Here is a 501-nt window from a genome sequence, read left to right as displayed (position 1 = left end):
GTATGGTTGTATGTTTTGATTTGCATTAAGCTTTTTATGATTGGTATGACATCATTTGTTGAGTTATATACCAAAGTCAGTGAATTTGGCGGCATACTGCCGCCAAAGGATATTAATGTTTCTGCCACTGCTGGTATTCACGCTTAAGTCTTTGCGGAGCGGTTTCCGGCATCATCAACAAACCAATAATTGAGATAACTCCAAGTACAATCACATAGGTTGCAAGTCCATAGTAATGTCCACCTGTTACTTGCAGAATTTTTACTGCTACAAGTCCAAGAATGCCACTGCCTATTAGCGACCCCAGTTGCCAAATTAAAGCTATTCCGCTACAGCGAATATGAGTTGGGAAAAGCTCCGGAAAATAAGAAGCCTGAGGTGCATAACACATACTATGACCAACACTCAGTACCAGGATCATTACTATTTGTGTAAGCCAAAAACTATCCTGATTAATCGCAAGAAAGAAAGGAATAATCATAACGACCTGCAGCAGCGCAC

General features: G+C 40.5%; 1 pseudogene. It reads right to left on the bottom strand.

What is annotated here, in order from left to right:
* Positions 1-112: 112 nt before the first annotated feature.
* Positions 113-501 (bottom strand): annotated as a pseudogene (locus J5M57_RS28135) (hypothetical protein); the annotation flags it as partial.

Origin of the sequence: Pseudomonas sp. 86_A, assembly GCF_017491705.1 — a bacterium.
In the GTDB taxonomy this organism is placed as follows: domain Bacteria; phylum Pseudomonadota; class Gammaproteobacteria; order Pseudomonadales; family Pseudomonadaceae; genus Aquipseudomonas; species Aquipseudomonas koreensis.
The sequence above is the reverse complement of the archived record's forward strand: the minus strand, read 5'-3'. Positions and strand labels throughout refer to the sequence as shown.